At 34.3% G+C, this 21,023-nt stretch carries 19 protein-coding genes; 18 read left to right on the top strand and 1 reads right to left on the bottom strand.

Going from position 1 to position 21,023, the window contains the following annotated elements; all coding sequences use genetic code 11:
• The first annotated feature begins 111 nt into the window (after positions 1 to 111).
• From RICGR_RS06745 to RICGR_RS06680, 14 genes are all read left to right on the top strand, one after another.
• Complete coding sequence (locus RICGR_RS06745) at positions 112 to 1,035, top strand: UbiA family prenyltransferase (protein ID WP_006035214.1); 924 nt, start codon at positions 112 to 114, stop codon at positions 1,033 to 1,035.
• 73 nt (positions 1,036 to 1,108) lie between these two features.
• On the top strand, positions 1,109 to 2,089 hold the full coding sequence (gene bioB, locus RICGR_RS06740) for a biotin synthase BioB (protein WP_006035379.1): 981 nt from the start codon (positions 1,109 to 1,111) through the stop codon (positions 2,087 to 2,089).
• Positions 2,080 to 3,240 carry an aminotransferase class I/II-fold pyridoxal phosphate-dependent enzyme gene (locus RICGR_RS06735; RefSeq protein ID WP_006035018.1) on the top strand — a complete coding sequence of 387 codons (1,161 nt, stop codon included), beginning with the start codon at positions 2,080 to 2,082 and terminating at the stop codon, positions 3,238 to 3,240. The genes bioB and RICGR_RS06735 overlap by 10 nt, the downstream gene beginning before the upstream one ends.
• Entirely contained in the window at positions 3,237 to 4,106 is an 870-nt protein-coding gene (gene bioC / locus RICGR_RS06730; RefSeq protein WP_006034883.1) for a malonyl-ACP O-methyltransferase BioC, read from the top strand. Before RICGR_RS06735 ends, bioC begins: the two co-directional genes overlap by 4 nt.
• Positions 4,107 to 4,153: 47 nt before the next feature.
• Positions 4,154 to 4,828 (top strand): dethiobiotin synthase, encoded by a 675-nt coding sequence (bioD, locus tag RICGR_RS06725; RefSeq protein WP_006035676.1) that lies wholly within the window; start codon positions 4,154 to 4,156, stop codon positions 4,826 to 4,828.
• Entirely contained in the window at positions 4,825 to 5,448 is a 624-nt protein-coding gene (gene lolA, locus RICGR_RS06720) for an outer membrane lipoprotein periplasmic chaperone LolA (RefSeq protein WP_006035776.1), read from the top strand. Before bioD ends, lolA begins: the two co-directional genes overlap by 4 nt.
• A gap of 192 nt (positions 5,449 to 5,640) precedes the next feature.
• A complete protein-coding gene (locus RICGR_RS06715) occupies positions 5,641 to 6,564 on the top strand; it encodes an Rpn family recombination-promoting nuclease/putative transposase (RefSeq protein ID WP_006035685.1) in 924 nt (307 codons plus the stop codon).
• A 286-nt stretch (positions 6,565 to 6,850) separates the two neighbouring features.
• Positions 6,851 to 7,747, top strand: a complete 897-nt coding sequence (locus RICGR_RS06710) for a cation diffusion facilitator family transporter (protein ID WP_006034841.1) — start codon at positions 6,851 to 6,853, stop codon at positions 7,745 to 7,747.
• A gap of 40 nt (positions 7,748 to 7,787) precedes the next feature.
• Positions 7,788 to 8,576, top strand: a complete 789-nt coding sequence (locus tag RICGR_RS06705; RefSeq protein ID WP_006035494.1) for a sulfite exporter TauE/SafE family protein — start codon at positions 7,788 to 7,790, stop codon at positions 8,574 to 8,576.
• A 9-nt stretch (positions 8,577 to 8,585) separates the two neighbouring features.
• Positions 8,586 to 9,401, top strand: coding sequence for a glutamate racemase (gene murI, locus RICGR_RS06700; RefSeq protein WP_006035463.1), 816 nt, complete (start codon positions 8,586 to 8,588; stop codon positions 9,399 to 9,401).
• A 79-nt stretch (positions 9,402 to 9,480) separates the two neighbouring features.
• Entirely contained in the window at positions 9,481 to 10,155 is a 675-nt protein-coding gene (locus RICGR_RS06695; RefSeq protein WP_006034677.1) for a Bax inhibitor-1/YccA family protein, read from the top strand.
• A 235-nt stretch (positions 10,156 to 10,390) separates the two neighbouring features.
• Positions 10,391 to 10,726: a TusE/DsrC/DsvC family sulfur relay protein gene (locus tag RICGR_RS06690; RefSeq protein WP_006035737.1), complete on the top strand. Its 336-nt coding sequence runs from the start codon at positions 10,391 to 10,393 to the stop codon at positions 10,724 to 10,726.
• Positions 10,727 to 10,780: 54 nt separating this feature from the next.
• Positions 10,781 to 12,913, top strand: a complete 2,133-nt coding sequence (locus RICGR_RS06685; RefSeq protein WP_006035134.1) for a hypothetical protein — start codon at positions 10,781 to 10,783, stop codon at positions 12,911 to 12,913.
• Positions 12,914 to 12,974: 61 nt separating this feature from the next.
• Entirely contained in the window at positions 12,975 to 14,987 is a 2,013-nt protein-coding gene (locus RICGR_RS06680; protein WP_006035763.1) for a hypothetical protein, read from the top strand.
• 85 nt (positions 14,988 to 15,072) lie between these two features.
• Here the strand turns inward: RICGR_RS06680 and RICGR_RS06675 are convergent, their stop codons facing one another.
• Positions 15,073 to 15,630 carry a thioredoxin family protein gene (locus tag RICGR_RS06675; protein WP_006035605.1) on the bottom strand — a complete coding sequence of 186 codons (558 nt, stop codon included), beginning with the start codon at positions 15,628 to 15,630 and terminating at the stop codon, positions 15,073 to 15,075.
• A 63-nt stretch (positions 15,631 to 15,693) separates the two neighbouring features.
• Here RICGR_RS06675 and RICGR_RS06670 point away from each other — a divergent pair, with 63 nt between their 5' ends.
• From RICGR_RS06670 to RICGR_RS06655, 4 genes are all read left to right on the top strand, one after another.
• Positions 15,694 to 16,278: a thymidine kinase gene (locus tag RICGR_RS06670; protein WP_006035445.1), complete on the top strand. Its 585-nt coding sequence runs from the start codon at positions 15,694 to 15,696 to the stop codon at positions 16,276 to 16,278.
• 141 nt (positions 16,279 to 16,419) lie between these two features.
• On the top strand, positions 16,420 to 18,147 hold the full coding sequence (locus RICGR_RS06665; protein WP_006035339.1) for a hypothetical protein: 1,728 nt from the start codon (positions 16,420 to 16,422) through the stop codon (positions 18,145 to 18,147).
• Between the two features lie 154 nt (positions 18,148 to 18,301).
• Positions 18,302 to 19,615, top strand: coding sequence for an MFS transporter (locus RICGR_RS06660; protein WP_006035942.1), 1,314 nt, complete (start codon positions 18,302 to 18,304; stop codon positions 19,613 to 19,615).
• Positions 19,609 to 20,892, top strand: a complete 1,284-nt coding sequence (locus RICGR_RS06655) for an MFS transporter (RefSeq protein WP_006035211.1) — start codon at positions 19,609 to 19,611, stop codon at positions 20,890 to 20,892. The genes RICGR_RS06660 and RICGR_RS06655 overlap by 7 nt, the downstream gene beginning before the upstream one ends.
• Positions 20,893 to 21,023: the final 131 nt, after the last annotated feature.

Raw genomic sequence — 21,023 nt, 5'->3', positions numbered from 1 at the left:
TTCATCGATTAAAACGCGTTAATCCATTGGGGCGAGAGCCAATTTTTATTTATCCATGAAGTGTAAAAATCTATTTTTATTGGGATACATTCTATTTAAAAAACAAAAATTTTGAGCAAAAAAATTAATAGTAAAAAAAACAGTAAAATAAGCGCCTGCTTCAAAGCGATAAGACCCTATCATGCCATAAAAAATGGTTTATTATTTATTCCTCTTCTGGTAGGGCATCAATATTTTAATACGATTGCGATAGGAAATGTATTTTTAGGGAGTATCGTTTTTTGTTTGTTTGCTTCGAGTGCTTATTTAATCAATGATCTAGCTGATTTAAAAACGGATCAGCAGGATATAAAAAAACAAAAAAGACCTTTTGCTTCCGGTACATTACCACTTAACGTAGGCTATATTTTTTCACCTTTATTCGCTTTAATCGCATTGAGTTTTTCAATTTTTTTACCTTATCGTTTTTTAATGACTGCTTTAAGTTATTATAGTTTGACATTAATCTATACTTTTTTTATTAAAAAAATAAAATGGATAGATGCTTTTTTATTGGCGAGTTTATATTCATTACGTGTATTTGCAGGGATGACGTTGATTAAAAATGGATTTTCATGGTGGCTGATTTTTTTTGTTTTATCTTTATTTTTCAGTTTAGCGTTACTGAAGCGTTATGCAGAGCTTGCTCTTTTAGGACTAAAAAATAAATTTTCAATACCAGGACGTGCTTACCAATTAAACGATAAAACCCGTTTGGCTGTGTTGGGACGGAGTAGCGGAATTTTATCCATTTTGATTTTTATTTTTTATATTTATTCACCAAAAGCACAGTTTTTTTATTCGAGTCCATTATTATTATGGTTCATTTGTCCTTGTCTTTTTATGTGGCTTCATCATATGTGGCAATTAGCACGAGAAGGAAAAATAGATGATGATCCCGTTGTGATTACAGTAAAGGATCGTTTGAGTTGGATTTTTTTAATCGTCATTGTATTCATGACCGTATTAGCCACGGGGTTTCATTTCCCTCATTAAGGGCGTTTAGGGAAAAGTTGACAATAATGGCTATTCACTTTATGTTGGCAATTTTATGATGTAAGAAATTATTATGTCGAATTTTGTAATCCGCCATGATTGGACCTCTGATCAAATTCGTATTCTTTTCCAGTCTCCTTTCAACGATTTAATTTATCAAGCACAGACCATTCACCGTCAATCTTTTCAGTCTAACGCAATCCAGGTGAGTAGCTTACTGAATATTAAAACCGGTTTATGCCCCGAGGATTGCGCCTATTGTCCCCAGAGCGGACATTATAATACCGGCTTGAAAAAAGAGCCTTTAATGTCGCTAGAAGAAGTAAAAAAGGCCGCAAAAAAAGCAAAAGAAAAAGGAGTAGGTCGATTTTGTATTGCCGCTGCATGGCGTAGTCCCCCTAAAAAAGCGTTTATGAATATTCTCGAAATGATCGTCGCAATCAAAGCCCTTGACTTAGAGGCTTGCGCTACATTAGGTATGTTAAATAAAGAACAAGCAAAGCAATTATCTGAGGTTGGTTTAGATTATTATAATCACAATTTAGATACCTCTCCCGAATATTATGAGACCATTATTTCAACACGAACCTATCAAGAACGTTTAGAAACGTTATCACGCGTTCGAGAGGCAGGGATAAAGGTCTGTTGTGGAGGAATTTTGGGCATGGGGGAAACACAAGATGATCGCGTGGGTCTTCTCCAACAATTGGCTAATTTACCGGAGCAACCTAAAAGTGTGACATTAAATAAATTAATTCCTATTCCCGGAACCCCGTTAGCCCACAAATCGCCTATTGACACGATTGAATTTATACGCGTCATTGCTGTTGCGCGTATTATGTTACCACGTAGTATGATTCGTTTATCGGCAGGTCGGGATAGCTTAAGTGAAGAAGCACAAACATTATGTTTTTTCGCAGGGGCGAATTCTCTCCATTATGGTGAAAAATTATTAACGACAGAAAATGTTTCTCCTCAGCAGGATATTACATTATTAAAAAAATTAGGTTTAGAACCGGTTTTGTTTGATACCCAATTGCAAACATGTCTTTGATTTTCCAGAAATTATTATCACAACATAAAGAAAAAGGTTTATTGAGAGAACGTCAAGTTTTACAAAGACAACACGGAATGCAGCGGTGTTATCAACAGAAATACGTTAGTTTTTTTTCTTCGAATGATTATTTAGGTTTAGCTCAACATTCCGCGGTAATAAAAGCGTTTAAACAAGCTGTCGATGATTTTGGGGTCGGTAGCGGTTCATCTTATCTTCTTGGCGCCTATAATCGATTCCATCAGGAACTCGAATTGGCGTTAGCTGAATTTCTTAATTTTCCTAAAGTGCTTGTATTTTCTACAGGGTATATGGCTAATTTAGGTTTATTAGGCGGCTTATTACAGCGAGGAACCGCATTATTTGCAGACAAATTAAGCCACGCTTCTTTACTGGATGGAGCAAAATTAAGTGATGCCCTATTGAAACGTTATAAGCATAATAATCTGGCTAGCTTAAAAAAACACCTCACACAGTCTTCTGCTCCATACAAATTTATTATGACCGATGGTGTATTTAGCATGGATGGGGATATTGCTCCCCTACCCGCTTTAATTGAAATAGCCCAACATTTTTCATCCCTCTTGCTCGTTGATGATGCCCATGGTATAGGGGTATTAGGGGAAAACGGCGCAGGGACGTGTGAACACTTTGGCTGTAAACCCGATATTTTATCCGGAGGGTTTGGTAAAGCATTTGGATGTTTTGGTGGATTTGTAGCCTCGAACGCAGCCATTATAGAGAATCTGATTCAATTTGCACGACCTTATATGTATACCACAGCGTTACCCGCCGCTTTCGTGAAGGCGGCCTATACGAGCTTATTGTTATTGCAAAAAGAAACGTGGCGGAGAGAAAAATTGTGGGATTTAATTCATACGTTTAAACAAGTGGCAAAACAATTAGAATTGCCATTATTACCGTCTAATACCCCCATACAACCGATTTTAGTGAAAGATACGAAACAAACCATGGCGCTATCTGCCTATTTATTGCAAAAAGGCTTTTTAGTTCACGCAATCCGCCCCCCCACGGTTGCTGAAAAGACGTCTCGTTTACGAATTAATTTGAGTATATTACACTCTAAAAGTGAAATTAATCGGCTGTTAAAACAAATAGCGCTGGGATTAAAAATGATAAAAAATAAATGATAAACACGTTAGATGAGATCCAAATCGCTTGTCGTTTTAATAAAGCGGCAAAAACGTATGATGAAGTCGCTATACTACAACAACGGGTAGGAGAAGCGTTGCTCGATCGTTTGAGAGGAATTCGTTTACAGCCACAAACCGTATTAGATTTAGGTTGCGGGACAGGCTATTTCACAGCACTTTTAAAGAAATTATATCCTACGGCTAAAATAATAGGCCTTGATAAATCGAATGGGATGTTAAAACAAGCTCAAATTAAAGAAAAAAAATATCAATGGTCTGATACGCATTGGATTAATGGAACGGCTGAATATTTACCTTTTAATGATCATCGTTTTGAATTGGTCTATTCTAATTTGATGTTGCATTGGAGCTACGATTTAAAGAGGAGTTTGAATGAAATTCGTCGCATACTCAAACCGGGAGGATTATTGCTTTTTTCGATGGTCGGGCCTGATACATTAAAAGAATTAAGAGATTGTTGGAAAACTATTGATCATTACACGCATGTGCATTTATTTTTAGATATGCACGATCTAGGCGATCATTTATTACAAGCTTCTTTTTTAGATTCTGTGGTCGATCTTGAATATTTTACTTTATTGTATTCAGAAGTTTTAGATTTATTAAAAGAATTAAAAAAACTAGGCGTACAAAATCTTAGTCATGATCGTCGACGTAGCCTGACTTCAAAAGGAAGTTTAAACAAATTATTAGATGCCTACGAAGCTTTCCGGAACTCAACGGGGAAATTGCCAGCCACTTGGGAAATTATTTACGGTCATGCGTGGTCAATTGAAAAAAAACCGAAGCAGAATAGTCTTCATGAGATTAAGATTCCTTTGAAAAGCATTATTCGTGGTTAAGCGTGTTTGAACATCATTTTTCTAGTTTTTTAATGTTATAAAAATATATGAAAGGTTTTTTCATTGTAGGAACCGATACGAATAGTGGCAAAACCACAATCGCTTTAAATTTATTATCTTTTTTGAAAACGCGTGGTTATTCGACGGTGGGTTTAAAACCCGTTTCGAGTGGCGCAAAATGGACAACGGATGGACTGCGAAATGCGGATGCGGTAGCGCTCCAAACCGCAGCAACACATTCGCTTTCGTATAGCCAAGTGAACCCTTTTTGTTTTAGATTGGCAACGGCTCCCCCTATTGCTGTTGTTCAGTCGGCGCTTCAACCGACCGTTTCTCGTATTGCAGGAGAAATTGGGCCTTTATTAAACCTAAAAAAAGATTATTACATTATAGAAGGTTTTGGAGGAGCGGCAGTCCCTTTAAATAGAAAAGAAACGATGCTCGATTTGTTGCAAGTATTCGATTTACCTGTCATTCTTGTTGTGGGTCTTCGTTTAGGTTGTTTAAATCACGCACTCTTGACTTATGAAGTGTTAAAAAAAAGAAATATTTCGATTGTCGCTTGTATAGCGAATCAAATTGATCCAAAAATGCAATTTTACGAAGAGAATGGGTTATATTTAAGCCGATCGATGAAAATACCTTTTTTTAGTTTGGTTCCTTATCAGGAAAAAAAAATTGATATAGACATTGACTGGTCGCGTTTGATCAATACCGTATGAACTTTTTTAATCCATTAAAAGTATTCTTTATAATCGTTTTACTTTGTTTTGGCGTCGAACGCGCGTTAGCCGATGAACCGCTGAGTCAGTTATTAAATAACATACAAACCTACCGCGCTCATTTTACCCAAACCGTATTCGATCCACGAGGTCAGATTTTGCAGACAGCGAATGGAGAGATGACCTTACAGCGACCCGGCCATTTTCGTTGGGAAATTTATCAACCTACAAAACAGTTATTAATCGCAGATGGCCAGCATATTTGGTTTTATGATATTAATTTACAGCAAATAACTGTTCAAAAACAAACAAAAGCTGATCCTGATTCTCCTCAAGCTTTGCTCAGTGAATCTTCTAAAAATTTATCGCAACGCTTTATTATCCAGCCTTTAAAAACTATCCAAGGATTTACATTATTTCCCAAAAATAAAAATGCATTATTTCAAAACATTACGTTAATTTTTAAAAATAACCTATTATATGAAATGCACTTAATCGATAAATTGGATCAACAGACCGTGATAAATTTTTCTCACATTGAACTCAATCCCATCCTACCTAAACAAACATTTCGTTTTGTTATACCCAAAGACAAAAATATCGAGATTGTAAAAGATTAAGTTTACGCCTCATAATCGGTTAGTTCCTGAAAAAACATCCTGAAGTTAAGTCAATTAAGTGAACAAGAGCGGCTTGATTGCATAATACATATAAAGAAGAAATGTCTTATTCAAGATATAGATTAACTATTATCATTTATGATATATTTCGATAAACTTCTTTGAACTACATTATAATAAGGATAACAAGAAATGGCCATGACCATTCATCAAGCGCACGATAAGTTGTTTAAATATTCACTCTCTAAAAAAACCATAGCGATTAGCTTTCTTAAATCAAGGCTATCTTCTGAAATTTATAAATTAATCAATATAGAAACGCTGCAATTAACGGATAAAAGTTTCGTCTTGCCTGAATTCCGTGAAATTCATTCGGATATTGTTTATCAATGCCAAATCAATGAAAAAAAGGGATACATTTTTTTTATTCTTGAACATGAATCGACAGCCCATGTCGAATTAATGGCTTTTAGGCAATTACAATATACGATTTCAGCGATGGACCAATATTGTAGACAAGGAAACAAGAAATTACCCATTGTTCTTCCCATTTGTGTTTATCATGGTATTAAATCACCTTATCCCCATTCTCAGGATGTCTATGATAATTTTGAAAATTTACAAATAGCGAGACAAATTGTATTTAAACCTTTTACATTAATAGATTTGACTGTTTTATCAGATGAGGAACTTGCTAAAGACGGTCCAGCATACCTGATGGAAATGCTGCTTAAACATAGTCGAGCTAAAAATTTTTTATCTATCCTTCATCGAAGAATAGAATTTATCCAAAGTCTTTTAAACCGATTTGGAAAAGAATATCGTTGGTTTGTGGTAAAATATATGATAAACGAAACGCAGGATGAGTCACCCAATGCGGTTGAGCAGCTTGTCCAAACGTTGAGTACTGCCTTCCCAGAGGAAAAAAACACGATGATGACATTTGCACAACAATTAAGGCAAGAAGGTCTAGAACAGGGTCTAGAACAGGGTCGGTATGAAGAAGCAATAGCCATTGCTAAAAATTTGCTAGGTGATGGTATGTCCTTCAAAGCCGTCCAAAGATTAACAGGCTTATCTGAAAAAGAAGTGATGAACTTAGTGAATAAACACTAACCTGTTGTCAAAATAATGAGAAGAAAATAATCTTGTTATGTTCTATCCTTGAGTCGCTTGTGTCCGAACGTTGAGTACTGCCTTCCCGGAGGAAAAAAAACACGATGATGACATTTGCACAACAATTAAGATAAGAAAGCTTAACCGGCTATCAAGAGATTTGAATACACGTAAGAATTTAATTAGAGCAGAAAATGTTTTCCTTGACTATTATTAAATCAGTAAGTGGCCTTAATCGTCTGAACAAGGATGATTGATCTCGTTTTCCAACATTATCATTAATGTTATGTCACATAATCATCAGCATCACATACTTCGCTTAAATGTGAGTTTTGCGCTTGCTGTCTTATTAAATTTTGGTTTTGTATTCACTGAAGTTGTCTATGGATTTATTGCACATTCAGTCAGTTTACTATCCGATGCAGTACATAATTTTGCGGATGTTTTAGGTTTATTGATGTCCTGGGGAGCGAGCGTTTTAATTAAAAGACGGGCGACGCAGCGTTATAGTTATGGCTATAAAAAATTAACAATTTTGGCGGCTTTAGCCAACGCTTTACTGCTGGTATTAACTTCCGCATTAATTATTTATGAATCAGTAAATAGGCTTTATAATCCTAAAGAAATAAATGAAATGATCATTATGATCGTGGCTTTTATTGGAATGGTGCTTAATGGAAGTACGGCGTTGTTATTTTTAAGAGAAAATTGTTCTGATCTAAATATTAAAAGTGCTTTTTTACATTTAACTTATGATGCACTTATTGCTTTAGGTGTTGTATTAGCAGGTGCTGTTATTTATTTTACGAAGTGGTTATGGATAGATCCTATAGTAGGATTACTGATTGTTGGTATTATTACGTGGGGTAGTTGGAATTTGTTACGGCGTTCAGTAGAATTAATCTTAGGAGCAGTTCCTTATGGGGTAGACTCAAAGGAGATATATACTTATTTAAAGAATTTACCCGGAGTTCAAGAGGTTCATGATTTACATATTTGGGGGCTAAGTACGCAAGAAACAGCATTAACTGCACATTTAATAATGCCCGAAACTAATTTATCGGATGAAGAATATTTCAAAATTAATCAAGTTTTAGCTGAAAAATTTCATATTCAACACGTTACTTTGCAAGTTGAGCAAGGTCAAAAAGATTTTCCTTGTTCGCAGTCTTTAATTTGTTAAGCTTTACTTCGCAAAAATAGCGCTCTATTTTTTGGATTAAATGTTTTTATTATATATAACGATAGGCTTATTAGCCGGGTTTTTAGCCGGGCTATTGGGTATTGGGGGAGGTACCCTATTAGTTCCTGGATTGCTTGCCATTTTTTCACATACCGATATTCCTCAATCGTTGCAAATGCATATGGCAACGAGCACAGCCTTAACCTCTATTATTTTTACTGCGTTGATTGCGGTTTACCATCAGCAACGCAGTTTTTCTATTAATTGGTATTTGTTTAGGCAATTAGTTCCAGGCATGACCGTCGGGATAATAACAGGTGCCTTACTCGCATTATTATTATCAACAAAAACGTTAAAGCTGCTATTTAGTTTGTTTCTCTTTTCAGTCGCATTCAAATTATATTTTCATCGAAGTCCTCGTATAAAAAAGGAAATAATTGTATTAACTCCTTTTAAAAAGGGATATATAGGTTTTTTTATAGGAATTATTTCTGGGATGTTGGGTTTGGGTGGGGGAGCAATTGCAGTCCCTGTCTTTTTACGCTTAGGATTGTCAACACATGCCGCTATTGCAACCTCTTCAGCGTGTGTATTGTTATTGGCAATTTTAGGCGCAATCACGTTTACATTAACCGGCTGGCATGCCAGTAATCTTCCCGTAGGTAGCCTCGGATTTGTATATTGGCCAGCCGTAGTAGGAATATCTATAGGGAGTGTGCTATTTGTGCCGATAGGGACTAAATTAGGGAAGCGCGTTGCAGGGAATATTTTGCGAAGGTTTTTTGCTTTATTTCTTTTTGTATTAGGTATAACGTTATTAATCTATTAAAGTATTTTTATGTCTTCTCATTCACAACCTATTGGCATATTTGATAGTGGTATGGGCGGTTTAACGGTTGCTCACGCGGTTACTAAGCTATTACCGAATGAATCAATTATCTATTTTGGCGATACAGCCCATGCTCCATGGGGTGATAAGTCTGCAGCCGCTATTCAGGCTTACTCCATTAAGATTTGCGATATGTTGATTAAACAAAATTGTAAGCTTATTTTGATAGCGTGTAATTCGGCATCGGCTGTTGCCTATGAATTAGTTAAAGAATATTTAGGCCATAAGCGGATGGTTGTGGATGTGATCGATCCGATGATTGACCATTTAGCGAGGTATTATGTTGATAAAACAATTGGTCTGATTGGAACTAAACAGACTATTAATTCTAATATCTATAAAAAAAAATTGGATGAATTAGGCATTAACATTCAATTAAATACACTGGCTACACCGTTACTTGTACCATTAATAGAGGAAGGTTTTATGGATCAAACAATAATGAGTGACGCGATTAAAACCTATCTAAAAGAATCATCGCTTCGTAATCTTGATGCGTTGGTTTTAGGATGTACGCACTACCCGTTAATTAAGCAGCAAATTAAGCGTTTTTATGGTGATTCTACCACTATTGTTGATTCAACAGATATCGTTGCAGAAGCGGTTAAAAGCAGGCTAAAAGAGCGAAAACTTCTTGCCGTCTCAACGAACGGAGGACCTAAAAAAAGATTTTATGTCTCGGATTACACACCTGCGTTTTCTGCCCTCGCCTCCCTTTTTTTTAAGACACCGATTAGCCTGGAAAGATACCCTTTATGGGAGTAATAATGATTTACTTGGCTCATCTTTAAGCTTAAAATAGCTTATGATAGAATTAGTAAATTTTTAGATTATCGAGGGGCATATGGCTTCAAGTAAAATATTATTAAATCCTAGCTTAGAATCTGTTTTAGCGACCAATACCGTCTTACGGAATACCTACATTCTTTTAGGGTTAACACTGATTTTCAGCGCATTTACAGCGGGGTTGGCATTGATTACAAATGCGCCACCACTCAATCCATTGATTACACTGATTGGATATTTCGGCTTATTATTTTTAACTAACTTCACGCGGAATAGTTCTTGGGGTTTGTTATCCGTGTTTAGTTTAACTGGATTTATGGGATATACATTGGGACCTATTTTGAATCATTATATCCACGGATTTACCAATGGACATGAATTAATTATGATGTCATTGGGTGCAACGGGCCTTATCTTTTTCGCGTTGTCTGCTTATGCGTTAACCACCAAGAAAGATTTTAGTTTCATGGCAAGTTTTCTGATGGTGGGAATGATTGTGGCTTTTCTAGCCAGTATAGGTGCACTTTTCTTCCATATTCCTGCATTGATGCTGACCCTGTCTGCGGTATTTATATTACTGTCATCGGGTATAATTTTGCTACAAACCAGCCAAATTATCCATGGGGGAGAAACGAATTACATTATGGCAACAGTGACACTTTATGTATCACTTTATAACATCTTTTTAAGTTTATTAAATTTACTAGGGGCGTTTAGTGGGAATCGAGATTAGCATAAAAGAAGGTTACTATAAATTTGGGCGATAAATAAGTTTTATAGCTGTTTTTTATGTTTGATCATTTCTTCCGAGATTAGCTGGATGTTTGTTCTTTAGTTCGATCAAGAATGTTTCTCAATTCTATCCATTAAGGAGTTTAATTAAGTAAAAAACCTGCTTAAAAAATAGCGTTTAGTTTTATTTTAACAATATGTGTTGTCGTATTTCATGGGTTGGTAGCAGGTGATAAATGAATAATTTAATGATCAATGGCGAGAAAATCTTAACGGATCAATTTGGATATCTTGTTCACCCAGCGGATTGGCATGAAAAAATAGCAACAAAAATAGCCAAAGATGAAGCGTTAATACTTATCGACGATCATTGGCATGTCATTTATTTTTTACGTAATTTTTATCAGCAATACCATAAAATACCTCCTATCAGGATTTTAGTGAATCAATTAGCTATTCAACTAGGATCTGGAAAAGGGAACAGTATTTATCTCAATAACCTATTTCCCAAAGGAATATTGAAGCAAGCCAGTAAATTAGCTGGATTGCCGAGGCCCGCGCGTTGTATGTAGGTTTTCTCTCAACAAAGAAAAAAATTTTAAAAATTAATAGTTTCAGGAAAAATTATGAATGAAGAAGAATTTCAAAATATTATTAAAACTTCAGTAGAAGATGAAAAATTACAACATTATTTATTAAATTGTCTTCAATGTGAATATAAACTGAATGCATTAAGTGCTAAATTTCTTGTTGATAAGGCTTCAGAACGATTTAAAAATAAAATAAAAACGGTCCAACACATTGAAAAAGATCTACCGGATAATCTAATCACTTTATCAGATTCCTATCTTTTATTAGCGAAATTAAAAAACGTAAGATACAACCTAGTAATTTTATACGCTAATGCACTAGGAAATAAAATAACAGAAAAACAAAACGAATATAATAAAATAAAAGAGTTTGTTTTTAAACTTTTAAGCTTAAACATTAAGCTTAAATTAAAGTACTTTGAATTAGCGATACTATTATTAAATAAATCTATAACGGATCCAAACGTTAATAAAACATTAATGAGCTTATTTGATTTATTGAAATTGTTCATTAATGAGCCTGGCGTACACCCTAATAAAGAGGATTTACGCTGTGCAACCGAGTTAATAGGAGAGATTGATGAAAAGGATGCAAAAGAAATAAGAAAGAATTTTTTTGGAATAATTCGTGAATTAAATAAAAAATTACTTTTTCAGACGTTATTCAATCAACTTTTAGAAATTTTAAAGCAACAAATTGATTCACCCGTAATCCATTTTATTACTTTATTTACAAATAAATGTATTAATGACTCTCATCTTGATGTAGACGATATGAATCAAGTTATAAACTTGGTCTATCACGCATTGGAGGCTTACAATTATCAAGCGATAACCTCAAAAAAAAATATTTTTAATACACTATTTACATCAAAAACATTGAGTGATTATTTAATAGAATTTAAAAAAGATTTTAAAGAAAAAATTTTCCAATCAATGGAGAACACTTTAAATACCCAGCATCAAGAAAAAACCTATTTTATAGATGATATTTTACAAGATGATTTTAAGTGCTACTTTCCAGAATGTATTGACAATGAAAAGATATTTACTAAGCTTTACGAAGCTAATCGTGACTGTACTAAAGAAAAAGAATCAAAAAAAAATGTTATTCAAACATATAATAATGATTTAAATTTTTATTTTAAGTTACTCACCAAAAAAACAAGTAAGGTTAATTTGATTAAGTCAACTGCAAAATTGCTCGCCTCTCATGTCGAAAAAAAATTAAACGAGTTTACAGAAATAAATTCAGCACAACCTTCACAACTTATTCAAAAAAATTTTAAATCTTTCCCAAAAAAAGAAAACAAGAAAGTGATTCAAAATGATTTGAAGCATTTATTGATACCCACGAAAAAAGAATTACTGACTATTCGAAACGAATTGGAAAAGTGGAACTCATTTTTTCAAAAAAATACGATACATGATGATCGTTGCGATAGCCCGCCTCTACAATTGCCGAGTCAACAAATCGATGTCAATCACGTTATTAATTTAATAAAGAAGTTTAATAGTTCTATTAATGATAGATTTAATGTATTGATTCAACAGCTTGCTGCTGAATTAGAAAGAATGCAGCATGCTATTGAAAAGAAAAAACCATGGTTTGTCGCCGGAATCGGAAAATCTACTTTTTTTTATAAATTAATTTATTGTGGCTGTTTGAGTTTTGATTTTACGTTGAAGAAAATACAAGCTCAATTAGAGAGTACTTCGAGTTTTAATGTGATTAAAAATTTTATTTTAACCCACAATTTTTGGGAATTGTTAAGCTATGGCATTATTCGTTGGCCTTGGTTAGATAAAGTTAACGTTGCGAATACGTGGGCAGAACAATGTGCTTTATATGGCGATAATCGTCTGATTGAAGACTCAAAACGTTATTTAAATATAAATAGCGATAAAGAAAAAATGCTAAACCAAATAATAATGATTTCGAATAAACTTTATCTTCAAAATAAGGTTAATGAAATTTTAAAATGTTTTAAACACGATCTAAATAGAAATTTACATCAATTAAAAATTTCAGAACAGCAGATTGATTATTTGTCAAACAAAGAGCCGGGATCAACTTCTGTTAACCATACAGACTTTTTTGAAATAAATAGGAGTTGCGGTAGCGAAAACAAAATTAATAATAGGCAAGGAGTAATAGGTAGGAGGTAGGTATTTATTGTAGTGAATTGATAGAAAGAAATGCCTAATGATACAAAGAGTTGGGAATTTAATGCTAAATAAATCTGAAACATCATCAAAAAATAATGTTCAACTGGTTGCGAAAATTGAAAAGCAAAGATTGACAACAATGAGCATGATAGGAAGCGATTCTTCCGAAAAAGAAATGAAAATTTTACAGTGGCTTCGTCGAAAGTCTCACCCTTCACATGACGGCCCTATGATAGCCTTTGTTATAAATACTATCCACAATTATTTTAGAGCAAAAACAAACGGTATTAATGATCAAAAAATAGAAAATTTAATAGAAAGTTGCTTCTGTCATCTTATAACCCATATTGATTGTTTACCTGAAGAGAAAATATTTAAAATTCTTTCTTATTTAAAACAAGCGAATACAGGGGATCTTAGCGTAAGAACAGAATTAAAAGAATTTAATCGATTAGCGGTTTTTACTACGACCAATCATTTTTTTTCGGTAAACACATTAACAACACTGATAAGGTTATTTAAAAAATCGAAATTCATGTTAAATACCTTATTGAAAGACCAACCCAGTTTTTTAATAGATACATTAGCGCGAAAGACCACACCATTAGTTTTTGATTCAAAAAAATTGTTTTCTTATCCCGAAAGCCTTTTATATGCTAGAGAAATTAAACATATTCCGACAAGAAAAAAACTTTCTCAAAAAAAAATAAGGACAAGGGTCATTCGGTGTGATGAGGATGGCATTGGCTATGATCACGATTCATCCTATTTGTTTTTTAAGGAAGCAGAACGATTAAACCAAATTTACGGTGACGAAGTATTTTTTTCGAGACGTAAAGAAAAGCCAATTAGGATGATAGAAGAGAAATGTTTATTAGAAAACCGAATAGCGGAAAAAGAACGTGAAGTTTTTGGATCGGAAAAAAATGTATCTTTTATCGAGGAAAAACTAAGTGAATGGCGACATTCTAAGGGAATGCAATCATTGAGTGTCCAATTATGTGATTTTGAAAGAATAGCAAAAAAAGAGATTTTTTTAATTGATTTTCTGGAAGCAATGAATTACGAAAATTTTAAAGCGCTTATTTTGTATGCTGAAAATATTATTTTTTCAATTCAGAAAATAAAGAAAACATTGAAAAAAATTGATCTTTTTTCTCAGCGCTTGGGAATTTCTTTAACGTATATTTACGCTTTAGATGATTCTTATGAACGGATGAAAAAAGAATTTAATAGGGATAAAATAATTAACTATTTAGAATGTTTTTTAAGTTTATTTAAACAAGGCTCACTACCTGTTAATAATAAGTATCGTTTATTTGATTTACAAAATATAAAGAAAATAAAAATATTTCAAGAGCCTCGTTTTTTAAATGCATTTATTGTAGATAATAGTCTGAAAAAGATTTTAGAACGGCATTTCGAAATTTTAAATGAATTTTTTATTCATAATGACGACACTGTTGTATACCCAAAAAAATATTTAAAAAATAAAAGTAATTATTTCAAAAATGTCTTAAATTTTTTATCAGGTCAATATTATTTTTTCAATGCATATCATAAGCATTTTTTTGTAAAAAAATTTCTTTTCAATGCTTACCAATGTGTTGATTTAAAGCGAATCGAAAATGAGATTTTTAAACTAAAATGGTGGCATTTTATAGTAGCGGGTATGAATCCTTATCCCGTTTTTAAACGAGGATTTAGAGAACGTTTAGCGAAAAAATTATTTTTGAACTTAATTGAGGAAGAATTTCGACGCATCGAAAAAACGCCGCATATTCACGTTCTAGATGCTTTGTTTTCTATTCAAGTACGACTTAAATCTTCAAAAATAGAGATGGAAAATACATCGATGAGTTTACGTTTGCTTGATCTTCCCCAATCGCGTCAAGAAATAATCGATAGATTAAACAGTCATGAAAACGTAAAAGAACTCTTAGGTGAGATTTCTCTTTTATCCGATAATGCACAAAGGTGTGTCAATGAATTGGCAAAAGCATTGGAAACTGGCCAGTATGAACATGAAAATGAAAAAAACTGCTCTATTTCGATTGGTCGAATCAATGTTTAAAAAATAAAACAAACAGCAAATTTTCCGTATCAAACGACGATGCGACTTTTTCTTTAGTTTACAAAAGGGTCAACTAAATTTCGACTTATTTCCATTTAATATTGCAACCCATGCTCGGTAATTGGTGTGGATTAACCAGTTTTTCTTTGAGTATGTTTTCTAAAGCTGAACGAATGTCTTTACCGGTTACTGGAATTTTATTGCTAGGTCTAGAGTCATCGAATTGACCTCGATAGACGCATAAGAGATTCTTATCGAAAATAAAAAAATCAGGAGTACAGGTGGCGTGATACGCTTTGGCTATTGATTGAGTTTCATCATAAAGATAGGGGAAACTGAAGTTTAATAGTTTGCCCAGTTGTGTCATTTTATGAGGCGCGTCTTCTGGATAATTTAGGGCATCATTCGCACTGATGGCTATAAATGAAATGCCCTTCGCTTGATAGTCTTTCGCTAAACGAATAATCTCCTGAATAACATGCTTTACAAAAGGACAATGGTTACATATAAACATAATGACGGTGGCTTTCGAATCACGCACATGATCGAATAAATGATAGGGCTTGCTCGTCAGTGTATCTTGTAGTGTAAAATCAGGTGCTTTGGTCCCTAATGGGAGCATGCGAGAAGGGGTGAGTGTCATAAAAATATTCCTCTTTAATGGTTAAGCGTTTTCATAATTTAACTAATTTTGATATTTTTGACTATGGCTAAGCTTTATTTTTATTATTCAGCGATGAATGCGGGCAAAAGTACAACATTGCTTCAGGCCAGTTACAATTATAAAGAACGTGGTATGGAAACCTTACTGTTTGCTCCCGCCATCGATAATCGTTCTCAATCGGGTCGTATATGCTCACGAATTGGCTTAAGCGCAGAAGCGAATTTGTTTACACCAAAAGACGATTTATTAAAAAAAATGGACGCTTATTTAACTCAAAAACAGAAAATAATCAAATGCGTTTTAATCGATGAAGCGCAATTTTTAACAAAAAATCAAGTATTACAATTAACGGTTATCGTTGATCGTTTTAATATCCCTGTTTTATGTTATGGTTTGCGGAGTGATTTTCGGGCGGAACCTTTTGAAGGAAGTTTGTATTTATTAATATGGGCTGATGAAATCATTGAAATAAAAACAGTCTGTCATTGTGGCCGTAAAGCGACGATGAATATACGATTTGATGCACGCCATCGTAAGTTAACAGAGGGTAAACAAATCGAAATAGGCGGTAATGAGCGTTATGTGGCAGTTTGCAGAAAGCATTTTAAATTGGCGGATAAAATTTAATTTTAGGGAATAGTCTAAAAATGCATCTTTATTGAGAGATAGCCGCCACCTTTTTTATTAATATTTTCTTAATCTTACCGGCTTAGAATTGATTTTTGTATTTTTCCAGATGGGAATTGTTTTTATTCAAAAATAAATTTTATGCCTACTCATAGAGTATCCAATTATTCAAAGAAATACATTGAAAAACTTTACGTCTCAGGTTTAACGGAGCAATTCGCTTTTGTCAAAAAGGCTCAAAGTAAAGAAATGATTAATAATGAGGCGCTACGTGACGCAATTATTTCGAATGTAAAAAAAAACAAGTTTGATAGAACTCTATTTAATATGGAAATAGAATTATTAAATATATTTAAATTATTTTGTTTTATTCAGGCGTGGGCTGATTTGGAAGAAAATTGGATTAATGATGCCGATAATGAATATAAAAAAAAACGTCAACAACTAAAATTTAAAAAAAATATAAATAAATCGATTAGAAGATTAATCCATTTAGGATTATTTAAATTAGTCTATGAAAAATTGTGGCAATTTAAAGAAATTGCGGCCAACAGTGCTGAAAATACTGAAGAAATTGCGTTGATCAACTTTTTTTTAGAATCACTCGAGTATGCGCATACTGAAGTTAATGCAAAGAAGAAATTTAAAAAAGAAACTTTAATAGGGTATATTAAAGAATTTTTAAAGTATAAAAAATTTAATTTGCCGTATGAAACGATTGAAAATACCTTTTTAGAGGCTACTCAATTAATTGCTTCTTATGTACGATGGCCTGATAAGTTTTTTTATGGATGCGGTTTAATGATTGGGTTACTGGCATCGTTCGCGTGCGGATTGAGTACCGGCGGTGCTATTTTTATATTATTAACGAGTTTTAGCGGGCCACTGGGAATGGTCATTCCTTTAAGTTTGTTGATTTTTTTAGCAGGAACCAAAGCTAATTTTCAACTTTTTTCACAGCATGTTCCGCAGTTTTTTCAAAATCTTTGGAATGGCAACAGGACTGAATTTATCGATCAACACGGTCATCGTCTTCAATTATCGATGAGTAAAAAATGTTTACTTCTACCGGCTGGATTTTTTTCTTTATCGGTCGGCATTGCAGCGGCAGCCATTACGTATCTGGAAGGTTCAAAAATGTTAGCCCTTATTTGTTCCACCTTGGCCGTAACATGCCCCCATGTGACTGTCATTTTATTAGGTCTATTAGCAAGTGCGTTGCTCGTTGGTTTAAGTATCGTGATGTTTAGAACATTTACTGAGATATTGAAATCAGAGCTTTCGTGGCAAATAATTAAGCAAAACATGATGGAAAAATGGCAAAATCTTAAGTGGCGGCACAGTTTCAATTATGCTTTAAAAATAGTGGTTATGGGGGCTGCTTTTTTTGGTTTAATTTATTTAGATTTTACCGGTACAGCGACTTTAGCAGGGTTATTAGGTTGGGTTGCTGCGGATGCGATAACCTTAGCGGCAATCATCGGCGATCTACCGTTTACGTTAAATACCGCGCTGGCATGGTGTAATAGTTTATTGAAAAGTAATGTTAGCCTTCATTTTACGAAAGACATCCCGTATTATTTGACAAAATTCGTGGAGTTTTTTGCATTAATAATCAATGCGTTAGGCAATGCTGCGCTGGTTTTTACAGACTCTCGTCTTTCTCGTATTGCGAGTGTTGCCTGTTTTATGAATTCCTATGCGAGTAATCGTATAAAAGATGAAGAGAGCGACTTCATTTCTGCGAGAGTAAACGCAACGAAACAAGTTTTAAAGGGTTTAAGTTGCACTTTTTTCAGACGATCGTCGTTGGCTTCTTTAGATGTTCAAATATCAGACAGTTCAACGTTAAGGACGCATTCTTCCTGAACAGTGAACAATACGGTGACACTCATTGTAAAACTTCATCGGGATGGTTTGACTTGGACATTGGAGCGGTCTTGTTATACACTACGCCTCCCAAATAGGCTATAAAAATAAAAGACTAAAAATTCGTGAAGTTAATTCTATTTGAGGCACGTTCATGGTGATAACCCCGTCTAAGCGAATGAATGATCGCAGTTTTTGTACGCTCGAACCTTGGCTGGTTTGTTTGTCCGCCGCACTCTTTTTCTTTTATGAATTCATTCAGCTGGGTATGTTTAACTCGATTAGTCAGGAGTTAATGCGTGATTTTTCAATCAATGCGAGCCAATTGGGGTTTTTGTCTGCCACTTATTTTTATGCAGATGTTATTTTTTTATTGTTTGCGGGCGTTCTTGTCGATCGATTTTCAATTCGTAGAATTATACTCACCGCCATGGTGATGGTCGTTTTATCGACGATTCTGTTTGCTTTTAGTGCTTCTTTTAAAGTCGCAGCATTGAGCCATTTTATAGCAGGGATAGGTAATGCTTTTTGCTTTTTAAGTTGTATTAAATTAGCAACACGTTGGTTTTCTTCGCAAAGATTAGCACTGATCATTGGTATTATTATAACGATTGCAATGTCCGGAGGAATAGTGGCGCAAACGCCTTTTGCATTAGTCGTGCATGCATTAGGCTGGCGAAATGCAGTTCTGATCAACGCAGGATTAGGTCTTTTAATTACGTTATTAATTTATCTTTTTGTTCGTGATTATCCCATGACGTATCCATCTCAAAAAATAATAGAAAGTGCTATTAAGCCTATTCCGGTGATGGAAAGTATGCGTTTATCGTTGCAAAATAAACAGAATATTTTAGCTGGATTGTATACGTGTCTTTTAAATTTACCCATTATTTTACTGGGCGCGTTGTGGGGAACGTTGTATTTAACGCAAGTGCATCATTTGGAAAAAACGCAAGCCTCTTTAGTTTCAACCATGATTTTTTTAGGAACTATTATTGGCTCACCTTTCGTCGGTTGGTTTTCTGATTTTATTGCGAGGCGACGATTGCTGATGATTATAGGCGCGTTATTTTCCTTGCTTATTTTAACCGCTATTTTATTGATATCCACGTTGCATTTTTATACGTTACTTGTTTTGTTTTTACTGTTAGGGTTTTTTACGAGTACACAAATTATTAGTTATCCCTTAATTGCAGAAAGTAATCCGAGACATTTAACGGGTCTTGCGACCAGCCTGGCTTCGATTCTGATTATGGGAGGTGGGGCCGTTTTTCAACCCTTATTTGGGTGGTTGATTGATTTAAATTGGAATCAAACTATTTTACACGGAGTTCCGTATTATTCGCGTAGTAATTTTTTATATGGAATGTCTATAATCCCTCTCGGTTTTAGTGTGAGTTTGATCGTAGCGTTTTGTTTGCGTGAAACCTATTGCCAACCATTTATCCATGAGAAAAATTTATGCTGACTTCGGCCTATAGCAGGCGTGCGTTAGAACAGGATAAAAAATTAGCATGGATCGTTTGTTTTTCAGCGGCTTTATTTTTTTTCTATGAATTTATTCAAATGAATATGTTTAATGCGATCAGTGCTGATTTGATGCGCGCTTTTTCGCTGAATGCAACAGGATTAGGCAAACTTTCTGCTTATTATTTTTATGCTAATTTATTATTTTTACCCGTTGCGGGTGCTTTGTTAGATCGATTTTCAACCCGTAAAATTATTCTTTTTTCTTTATTTCTTTGTATCATTGGTATCGCTGCTTTTGCAATGACCCATTCATTTTTTTTAGCCGCTCTATTTCGTTTTATGAGCGGCATTGGTAGCGCGTTCTGTTTTTTAAGCAGCATTCGATTGGCCTCGCGTTGGTTTCCAGCAAAAAATATGGCGTTGGTCAGTGGCTTAATTGTCACGATGGCTATGTTGGGAGGTATGGTTGCTCAAACACCTTTAACGTTATTAGTTGAATTCGTAGGGTGGCGCTATGCGTTACTTTTTGATGCCAGTTTAGGGGTTGTTATTTTCTTAATAATTTTGAGCGTCGTTCGAGATTATCCAGAAAATTTAAAACAAGAACAAAAAAAAATGCATCAAGAACTTTCTCGTATGGGTCTTTTAAAAAGTTGGCGATTGGCTTATTTCAATCCACAAAATAGCTTATGTGGTCTTTATGTGGCGTTGTTAAATTTACCGATGGTTCTTTTAGGTTCTATTTGGGGAGGGTTGTTTTTACAGCAAGCGAACCATTTTTCTGCAACAGAAGCATCATTTGCACCCAGTTTACTTTTCGTAGGAACCATTATAGGTGGACCTGTTGTGGGTTGGGTTTCTGACAGGTTTCAGAAACGTATCCCACTGATGATGTTAGGCGTCATTATTTCTTTCGTCTTAATGATTACAATTATCGATGTGCCAATGGCGTCTATAACAAACATTGCGCTATTATTTTTTGCATTAGGTTTTTTTACGAGTACTCAAGTTTTGAGTTATCCTTTAGTTGCAGCGAGTAATCCGAAAAGTATAACCGCCACTTCTGTGAGCGTTGTGTCTTTTATGGCCATCAGCGGTTATGCCGTGTTCCAACCTTTATTTGGTTGGTTAATGGATGCTAACTTTCAAGGAATGCTATTCAATCAAATCAGAGTGTATTCTCCGAGTGATTATCATCGTGCCTTGCTCATCATCCCTATTGGATTTTCTCTTGCGTTTATGGCGACATTTTTAATGCAAGAACCCACGTCGTAACGTGTAAAATGCTCTAAAATAATGCAATTACGTTTTAAATTGGCTATTTTAAAAAAGATTCGATAGTATATACTTTTTTAAATTTAACATCGTTAAATTCTTATTTCTTTTTTTAAAGTTTGAGAATAAAA

The sequence above is a fragment of the Rickettsiella grylli genome (assembly GCF_000168295.1).
Classification (GTDB): domain Bacteria; phylum Pseudomonadota; class Gammaproteobacteria; order Diplorickettsiales; family Diplorickettsiaceae; genus Aquirickettsiella; species Aquirickettsiella grylli.
This window is presented reverse-complemented; position numbering and strand designations above follow the sequence as displayed.